The organism is Microbacterium sp., from assembly GCF_052099035.1.
Lineage (GTDB): Bacteria > Actinomycetota > Actinomycetes > Actinomycetales > Microbacteriaceae > Microbacterium.
Window position 1 is genome coordinate 1 of record NZ_JBQDSX010000103.1, and the last position, 7,183, is coordinate 7,183.

The window sequence follows — 7,183 nt, forward strand, 5'->3', positions numbered from 1 at the left end:
AATATGTGAGGCACCGCATCATCCTTCGCGCTCACTTTTAGGTGAGGCACCTCGGGCCGGCGCGCCCAGGAGGAGAGCCGTACCGGAGCGAGCGAAGGCCCCGACTTCCTAGTGTTTTCTAGGTGAGTCGGGGCCTTCGATTTTGGCGGTGATGGCGGGATTCGAACCCGCGGTTGCTTGCACAACACACGCTTTCCAAGCGTGCTCCTTCGGCCGCTCGGACACATCACCAAGGAACAACCTGAACAGTCTATCCGATCGATTCAGCCTGCCGCGCCAGCCCAGCGAGCCCTAAAGTGGAGGAACCCAGGTCGACTCCCGCAGGAGAGCGCGTGAACGAGCCATCCCACCGACGCAGATGGATGCTGCAGATGCAGCAACCGGTTCCTCCGGCGACCGTCTTCGATCGCGCAGCGTTCCTGATCGGGGCGGCATCGGCCGTATGGCTAGCGTCGATCATCGCGATCCAGGGGCTGCGCACACCCTGGGCTCTGGTGTGGTTCATTCCGATCTGGGCGATCACGGCGTATCTGGTGCTTCCCCGCCTGCACCGTCTGCTCTCGGACCTCTACGTTCCCGACTACTTCTTCGGCCGTACACGCACCTCTGACGGCCTGCTCGGCGATCCGGTGAACCTCGGAGTCGACGGCTCGGCAGAACAGCTCGACGCGGCGATGGCCGCGGCCGGCTGGCACACGGCCGACCCGATCACAGCTGGCTCGACATGGCGCATCATCATGTCGACCATCACCCGCCGCAGCTATCCGACCGCTCCGGTCTCCTCACTCATGCTGTTCGGACGCCGACACGATGTCGCGTACCAGCAGGAGGTCGAAGGCAACCCCAAACAGCGTCATCACGTGCGGTTCTGGCACTGCCCACCCGGATGGCTGCTGCCCGGCGGCGCGCACGCGGACTGGCTGGGGGCGGCCACCTACGACACCGATGTCGGGATCTCGCTGTTCACGCTGCAGGTCACGCACCGCATCGATGAGAACACTGACGTGGAGCGTGATCACGTGGTCTCCACGGCGAATGCCGGTCACCCGGCGGTTCGGGTCCGCGTGCTGCGTGATTTCACCACCGGTTACCACTCGCGCAACGGTGGCGGGGACCGGTTCGTCACGGACGGGAACCTTCCGATCCTGGATGTCAGTGAGGTCGTTCCTCCGCGGAGCCCGGTGGAGGCAGAGGCGCAGGCCGCGGAGCTCGGGACTGCGCCAGGCATCTCGCGCGTCCCCCTCACGGTGATGGCCGCGGTCGTGCTGATCGCCGCTGTCGCACTGCTGCAGCTGGTCGATGTGTTCACCGACCGGGAGCTGGGAGCAACCCTTGATCTCATCGACGACCCCGCTGAGACGGTCGTGCTGGTCGTGGTGCTCGCGATATTCGCGCTGTTCACGATCGGACAGCTGATCATGAGCTGGTTCGTCCTGCGCCGCGGGCGGCGATCGCGTGCCGTGCTGATCGCCCTGATCACCCTGGAGATCTTCGCCATGGCGATCGACTATCTCGATGGCAGCACGGTGCTCGGGTTGGACTGGGCGCTGCTGGCGGCATCGGTGCAGTGCATCAGCCTGCTCTGCCTGTCGAGCGAATCGGCGGCTGCCTGGGCACGGCGACGCACACCGAAATCGCGGGGACGCGCATCTAAAATTGCACCGTGAGCACCCCCAAGATCGTTCTTTTCTACGTCTTCACTCCTCTCGCCGACCCGGAAGCGATCCGAGTGTGGCAGCGGGACCTCGGCGAGGTGCTCGGGCTGCGTGGACGACTGATCATCTCGAAGGACGGCGTCAACGGAACTCTCGGTGGCGATCTTCCCGTGGTCAAGAAGTGGGCGAGATCATTCCGCTCCTATGCGGCATTCGCCGACACCGACATCAAGTGGAGCGAAGGCACGGGACTGGATGCCGACGGCCTGAGCCTGGACTTCCCCAAGCTCAGCGTGAAGGTGCGGGAGGAGATCGTCTCGTTCGGCGCTCCCGGTGAACTCGATGTCGATGAGAACGGAGTCGTCGGCGGTGGCGTCCGCCTCGCACCCGACGATCTGCACGCGCTGATCGCTTCCCGCGACGACGTCGTGTTCTTCGACGGACGCAACGCGCTCGAGGCGGAGATCGGACGGTTCAAGGACGCGATCGTGCCCGACACCGACACCACCCGGGACTTCGTGGATCTGCTGGACTCCGGTGCATACGACGACCTCAAGGGCAAGCCCGTGGTCACCTACTGCACCGGCGGCATCCGCTGCGAGGTCCTCTCGAGCCTCATGGTCGCACGCGGATTCGGCGAGGTGTACCAGCTCGATGGCGGCATCGTCCGCTACGGCGAGAAGTACGGTGACGACGGGCTGTGGGAGGGGTCGCTCTACGTCTTCGACAAGCGCGAATCCGTCGACTTCAGCGATCACGCCGCCACGATCGGGCGCTGCGTCGGATGCGGGGCGTCGACGAAGCGCACCGCGAACTGCCCCGATCCCTCATGCCGCCGCCAGTTCGTCGTGTGCGAAGCCTGCGATGCGGTGGCCTGCGCCGAGCACGCCGCGGAGTCGGCCCGCTGACGCAATCTCGCTGAGACGTCAGACGGATGCCGTGGCCCGTGAGGCGCGCGATGTAAACAGCGACGTCGGAAGCAGAACCGACGTCACCCGGTCTCGCACGTCGACGCTGCGAGCGAGTTCGACGATCACTCGACCGAGTGGTTTCGAAAGATCAGCCGCATCGGCGCCGGTCGGGGCGTAGCTCGCTCGCTCGACAGCATCCACGAGCACGCCGACTGCGGCGGGATCCACGCCACGCTCGATGAGCTCCGCACCGCGCATGCGTGGTGTGTCGGCATCCGATACCGGCAGGCGCAGGTCGAGGAGCGTGGCGCGGACCTCCTGCCAGACAGCACCCGCATCACCGCGCTGCGCGCGGTGCTTCCGACGCATCCGCACGCCGCGGCGCACCAGGGCCGGAAGGAGAAGCACGATCAGGATGCCGACGCTGACGAGGACGACCGGTGTGGGATCCAGCCGCTGGAGCGCATCGTCACCCGTCGCCGCCGCACCGCCCTGATCCTCATCGACCCGCGGGTCCTGCGTCGGGGCGGCTGTCGGTTCGGCGGATGCCTCGGGGGCCGCCCCATCGCCGGAGGACCCACCGGTCGTCGCCGCGGGCAGGAAGTCGGTCGGTGTGCCCAGCGAGGCCGTCGGCTCGAATGGCACCCAGCCGACGCCTTCGAAGTGCACCTCGGGCCAGGCGTGCAGCTGGTCGCTGTCGACCGTGTAGATGGATTCGTCACCGCGCTTCTCGTCGGTGAGGGAACCGGGCAGGTAGCCGACCACGACGCGCACCTGCATCTCGAGCGCCTGCGCCATCAGGGCGAATGCACCGGAGAAGTGGATGCAGTACCCCGAGCGCACCCGCAGGAACTCTTCGACCGCGTCTGTGCCCGTCCCGTCGAAGTCGCCGTCGACGGGAGCATCCAGGGAATACTCGAACTGCGAGCGGAACCAGGTCTGCATCGCGATGAGGCGGTCGTAGTCGTTCGCCGCGTCAGCGGTGACACTCCGCGCGGTCACGGCGACGAGCTCGGGCACCTCCATACCGGCCTGCGGCGTGGCGGATGCCGCTTGGATCTGTTCTCGTGTCGGCTGCGCCACGGCCGCAGTGACCGTGTAGTCCTCGTTGGCGGCATCCTGATTCTCCGCCGTGACCGTACGGTTGGACGGCATCGTCTGCCAGCCTGACGACGCGCCGACGATCTTCGTCGCCGCGTACGGCACCGGAAGCCAGGACCCCGAGATACCGGTGATGCGGATCGAGGTGCGGCGCTCGACGGCCTCGATATCGTCTGCCCAGTCGGCGGTGCCGAAACCGTCGCTGGTCGGCTGCAGATCGGCATCATCGGCTGCCCATGTCGAACCGTTGAACTCGGACAGGGTCGCGATGCGCAGATATGGGGCAGTCGGAGCATTCGTCGCGAGCGTCATGACTGTGAACGGAGTCGGGCGGCGCAGGTCTTCCCCCAATCGCAGCGAGGGGTCCAGCTGCGCACTCGTCCCCGCGCCCACCCACGTTGTGGAGATCGGCAGGAGCGGTGTGATTACGAGCGCCGCCGCGATCGCCGCAGCGCCCGTGCCGAGGGCGACGGCGGTGGAGGTGTGCTTCGGCGAGCGGCCATCGCCCCGGACGCTGTATCGCAGCAGGAAGAGAGTCAGCACGGCGAACACGACGAACCACGGCAGGTTCGCCTCACCCAGCGTGACGATCATCGGGATGGCACCGACGACGACCACCACGATCGCGGCGGTCAACGCGAAGCGGGTGGCGATGAGGTGATCGAGGATGATCGCGACCAGCGCGAAGCCGATACCGAGCATGACGCCGAGGGCGAGCGTATTGGCGAGCGGCGCCGTGCCGAACTGCACCTGCTCGATGGCCTGGGCGGCGAGGCGGCCGACAGCGGAGAGCGTGCTGCCCGTCGGGATGACGCCCAGCACCGCACTCTGGGGGAGCAGTAGCGCAGTCAGAGCCGCAATCGCGATGACGCACTGTGCGAGCACAGTCAGCAGGCCGCGCATGAATCGGCCGATGCGCAACCGCCGAACGACGAATCCGCTCAGCGCGACGAGAACGATCACGGTGACGCTGATCGACGACCAACTCCCGGCGGCGACAACCGACGTGTACGGCCACAGTGAGACGACTCCCGCGCACGCCGTCAGAAGGGCTGCCGCAAGGGCGCGGTCACGTCTCGCAGTTCGCTCGGCGAGCACGATGGCCCCGGCGCCACGGCCGGACCCCGCTCCCGGCTCAGCGCGGAACATGGCTGCTTCCGGGGGTGACGTGGTCCGCGAGTGCGTCTTCCCAGGCTGCTGCGACGTCCGTGTCGAGGCGAGCGCTCGACCACCCGAGAGCCGCGGCGGATTCGATCGCGTCCTGGCCCGGATCGGTCACCAGGAGGATGGGCGCCGCGGCGCCGCCATGATGCAGCTGTGCCGCATCGTCGTCGCTGAAACTGCCCGTGATCATCACCAGCGGCCCGGGTGGAGTCCCATCGAACAGGCTGGCGATATCGCGTCCTTCACCCTGCGGGCTCACCATGGCGAGTGCGACCAGCAGGGAGTCGCGCTCGTCTTCCTGACCGCGCAGCGTCCCGAGCTCGGTGCCGGCTGAATCCCGGATGTCGACGCTGTAGCCCTCCTGGACGAGGTGCAGCGCAATCGAAGCACACGCCTCGACGGCGATCTCGAAGTCAGGATCCGCGTCCGATCCGGTGCGGCTCCACCGCCGAGCGGTCCGGTCCAGGATCACGACGGCATCGGGACTGGACTCCTCTTCTTCCTGTCGCACCATGAGGTCGCCGCGGTGGGCGGTCGCCCGCCAGTGGATGCGCCGCATCGAATCACCGGAGACGTAGTACCGCGGGGACAGGTTGTCGCTGCCCTGTCCGAGCCGTGATGCCGCGGTGTGCGCGGTGCCGCCGGCGATTCCGGCAGCACTCGTCATCGATGCGAGCGGCACGACCTCCGGTACGACGATCACGGTGCGGCTGTCACCGAACTCCTGCACCCGCTGGGCCAGGCCGAATGGGTCGATCGTGTGCAGCGACAGCGGTCCCACCGGCCACACCCCGCGCCGCACCCCCGTGATGGCGTAGCGGATGTGCGTGCCGTTGTCGGTGGGGAAATCTCCCGAGGCCTCTCCGGCTACGGCATCCGGCAGTAGATCCTCCCAGGCTCCGAACGGAACCCGCAGCGCGCGCAGATCGAACCGCACGGCGACCTGCGACTCCTCGCCGACCGTGAGCAGATCGGTGGAGATGCGCCGGCTCACCGAGCCGCCCCGCCGAGGTGCGTGCACCGCGATCACTGCGACGATGACGAGTGCGAACAGGAGCACGGTGACGTAGAGGAGAATCGGCGCCGCCATCAGATTTGCCGCGACCGCGCACATAAGCCCGATCAGTAGCGCGGCGAGGCCGCGAAAGGTCAGAGGTCGACGTGAACGCATGATGTCATGCGCGGGCGGTGAGCGGCACGCGCACGCGATCGACGATCTGCCCGAGCGCAGCCTCGACGGGCTGCGCTCCTGCCCGATGCACCCCGCGTGCCGGCAGCAGGCGATGCGCGAAGACAGGGAGGATGAGGGCAGTCAGATCGTCGGGGATGACGAACTCACGGCCCTCCAGTGCCGCCCAGACCTTCGCGGCGCGCACCAGCTGCAGCGTGGCACGCGGGCTGGCACCCAGGTGCAGGCTGGGGTCGTTGCGGGTGGCCTGCGCCAGCGCCACCGCGTACTCCTCGATGGCGGGGGAGACGTGCACCGAGCGCGCCCACGCGATCATGCGGGTGATCGCCGCGGCATCGGCCACCGGCCGGATCGCCGAGAGCGGGTTCACGCTGTCGCGCTGACGGAGCATGAGCGCTTCGGCTGCAGCATCCGGATATCCCATCGAGATGCGCATCATGAAGCGGTCGCGCTGCGCCTCAGGCAGTGCGTAGGTGCCCTCCATCTCGAGCGGATTCTGCGTCGCGACGACGAGGAACGGATCGGGGAGCAGGTGAGTGCGGCCATCGACGGTGACCTGGCCCTCTTCCATCGCCTCCAGCAGCGCGGACTGCGTCTTGGGGGAGGAGCGGTTGATCTCGTCGGCGAGCACGATCTGCGCAAACACGGCACCCGGCTTGAATTCGAACTCGCGGTCGACGGGGTTGTAGACGCTCACCCCGGTGACATCACCCGGCAGCAGGTCAGGGGTGAACTGGATGCGCCGGACCGTAGCATCCACGCTCGCAGCCAGCGCCCGCGCGAGCATGGTCTTGCCGACGCCCGGAACGTCTTCGATGAGCAGGTGCCCCTCGGCCAGCAGGCAGACCAGCGCGCTGCGCACCGCGTCTGCTTTGCCGTCGATGACCTCGTCGATGGATGCCAGGATCGCCGACGTCTGCGTCGCGAACTGCTCCGCCGTGATCCGGGTGTCGTCCATCCGTTGCCTCTCCTCGTCGGTCGGCTGTCATCCGATCTTAACCCGTGCGGCCTGCAGCAGGCCGGGCAGTTCGCTCACCCGTTCTCGACCACGCGCGCGGGCAGGTAGACTGTCCGAGGCTCTCCGCGTGACGGCATCCAGGCCAATTCCCCCAGGACGGAAACGTAGCAAGGGTAACCGGGCTCTGCTGGGTGCGCGGAGGGTC

The 7,183-nt window shown here is 67.4% G+C and carries 5 protein-coding genes, 1 tRNA gene and 1 other RNA gene; 3 read left to right on the forward strand and 4 right to left on the reverse strand.

Annotation, left to right across the window (positions count from 1 at the left end; translation table 11 throughout):
• Positions 1 to 143: 143 nt before the first annotated feature.
• Positions 144 to 231, reverse strand: a tRNA-Ser gene (locus tag ACTIAO_RS16480).
• A gap of 101 nt (positions 232 to 332) precedes the next feature.
• Between ACTIAO_RS16480 and ACTIAO_RS16485 the strand changes: the two genes are divergently transcribed.
• Together ACTIAO_RS16485 and trhO are read left to right on the forward strand one after the other, a co-directional pair.
• Positions 333 to 1,667 carry an LssY C-terminal domain-containing protein gene (locus ACTIAO_RS16485; RefSeq protein ID WP_441907201.1) on the forward strand — a complete coding sequence of 445 codons (1,335 nt, stop codon included), beginning with the start codon at positions 333 to 335 and terminating at the stop codon, positions 1,665 to 1,667.
• Positions 1,664 to 2,563, forward strand: coding sequence for an oxygen-dependent tRNA uridine(34) hydroxylase TrhO (gene trhO, locus ACTIAO_RS16490; protein ID WP_441907202.1), 900 nt, complete (start codon positions 1,664 to 1,666; stop codon positions 2,561 to 2,563). Before ACTIAO_RS16485 ends, trhO begins: the two co-directional genes overlap by 4 nt.
• Positions 2,564 to 2,581: 18 nt before the next feature.
• On the opposite strand, the gene ACTIAO_RS16495 is transcribed toward trhO, so the two are convergent.
• From ACTIAO_RS16495 to ACTIAO_RS16505, 3 genes are read right to left on the reverse strand one after another with little or no spacing between them, the layout of a single operon-like run.
• The gene (locus ACTIAO_RS16495) at positions 2,582 to 4,816 is read right to left on the reverse strand and encodes a transglutaminase family protein (RefSeq protein ID WP_441907203.1); all 2,235 of its coding nucleotides are present in this window, start codon (positions 4,814 to 4,816) and stop codon (positions 2,582 to 2,584) included.
• A complete protein-coding gene (locus ACTIAO_RS16500; protein WP_441907204.1) occupies positions 4,803 to 6,002 on the reverse strand; it encodes a DUF58 domain-containing protein in 1,200 nt (399 codons plus the stop codon). The genes ACTIAO_RS16495 and ACTIAO_RS16500 overlap by 14 nt, the downstream gene beginning before the upstream one ends.
• 4 nt (positions 6,003 to 6,006) lie before the next feature.
• The gene (locus ACTIAO_RS16505) at positions 6,007 to 6,978 is read right to left on the reverse strand and encodes an AAA family ATPase (protein ID WP_441907205.1); all 972 of its coding nucleotides are present in this window, start codon (positions 6,976 to 6,978) and stop codon (positions 6,007 to 6,009) included.
• 114 nt (positions 6,979 to 7,092) lie between these two features.
• Between ACTIAO_RS16505 and ffs the strand changes: the two genes are divergently transcribed.
• Positions 7,093 to 7,183, forward strand: an RNA gene (gene ffs, locus ACTIAO_RS16510) — signal recognition particle sRNA small type.